Source organism: Microcoleus sp. N3A4, from assembly GCF_036701805.1.
GTDB lineage: Bacteria > Cyanobacteriota > Cyanobacteriia > Cyanobacteriales > Microcoleaceae > Microcoleus.
On sequence record NZ_JAUBRJ010000181.1, the window covers coordinates 1 to 1,376 of the forward strand.

At 48.4% G+C, this 1,376-nt stretch carries 2 protein-coding genes; one reads left to right on the top strand and one right to left on the bottom strand.

Going from position 1 to position 1,376, the window contains the following annotated elements; genetic code table 11:
- Positions 1–121 precede the first annotated feature (121 nt).
- A complete protein-coding gene (locus tag QUA56_RS36595; RefSeq protein ID WP_333368916.1) occupies positions 122–733 on the bottom strand; it encodes a TetR/AcrR family transcriptional regulator in 612 nt (203 codons plus the stop codon).
- Between the two features lie 111 nt (positions 734–844).
- Here QUA56_RS36595 and QUA56_RS36600 point away from each other — a divergent pair, with 111 nt between their 5' ends.
- Entirely contained in the window at positions 845–1,306 is a 462-nt protein-coding gene (locus QUA56_RS36600) for a hypothetical protein (protein ID WP_445242986.1), read from the top strand.
- Positions 1,307–1,376: the final 70 nt, after the last annotated feature.

Genomic DNA, 1,376 nt, shown 5'->3' on the forward strand with positions numbered 1-1,376 from the left:
TTGCACTTGGGCGCTCTTAGGATATGAAAGAGCGCCCAAGTGCAACAACATACCTTTGTTTAACGATGCCCATTGCCTTAGTCCTGTCTCAAATAAAATTCCTAGATTTTGTCGATCGCACTTAGGAATTGGACTGCGGGGATAAAACCAAATGCAGCAGACCCTCGATCAATCGATCGCGCTCCATTGGCAGAATCTCTTTGCCGTGCATCATATCCTGCGTTAACTGGAAATATACCAAAGATCCAATAAAAATCCGCGCTGTTGCCTCCGGATCGGGCAATTTTAACTCTGGATGCGATGCCAAATATTCCGCTAGCCGATCGATCCCCGGTTTAGCTAAGTTTCTCACAAATGTCTGCGCTAACTGGGGAAAACGCCCCGACTCCGCAATCACTAACCTCACAAAATTGAGAAATTCAGGTTCCTGGGTCACCTGCTCTAATATAGTTGTGGCAACGAATCGCAGGGCTACAGCCGGTTCTTCATCCAGAACTGTAAAATGGACTTTTTTTCGCGCCAGCCGTTGAATCAATGCCGCAAACAATCCTTCTTTATCTGCAAAATAGCTGTAAACCGTGGCTTTGGAAACTCCCGCCGTCTTTGCTAGCTTGTCCATACTCGTCCCCGCGTAGCCGTGGGTTAAAAATTCTTGCATCGCACCTTGCAGGATTTGCTCGGTTTTGTCACTTGCTGCGGCCCTGTCTGGTTCGATCGGTTTTGTCCTGCCCATCGCTTGTTTTTGTAATTTTTGCTTGGGGTCTTGACATCATTATACTGAACGGTTTAGTTTTAAATAGAACTAAACGGTTTAGTTTTATTAACCTAAATGATGAGGTGTGTCATGGTACACCGAGCAACAGCCGACGGCTTATCCTCAACTCCATCCCTAGTTAAACAACTCCTAGTTGTGGCCGCAGTAGCAACCCTGGGGGCAGCGGGAACCACAGGCTACACGATCTGGCGATCGCGCATACCCGATCCCAACGCAGCAGCCGCAGCCGCAGCCGTCGCAGCATCCCAATTAACCACAGTTACAGCCTTGGGGCGACTGGAACCCAGAGGAGAAGTAATTAAAGTCTCCGCCTCCGGTGCGGCGGAAGGAAACCGGATCGATCGACTCTTAGTCAAAGAGGGAGACACAGTGAAAACAGGCCAAGCGATCGCAATTTTGGACAGCCGCGATCGCCTGCAAGCCGCCCTCGACCAAGCTCAAGAACAGGTGCGCGTCGCCGAGGCAAACCTAGCAAAAGTGCAAGCCGGAGCCAAAAACGGCGAAATTCAAGCCCAAAAAGCGACTAAGTAGTTAAGCAAAATTAATTACATAATTATCTCCAAATTCTTTAAGAATTCTTTCTACAGATGAAACAAGAGAT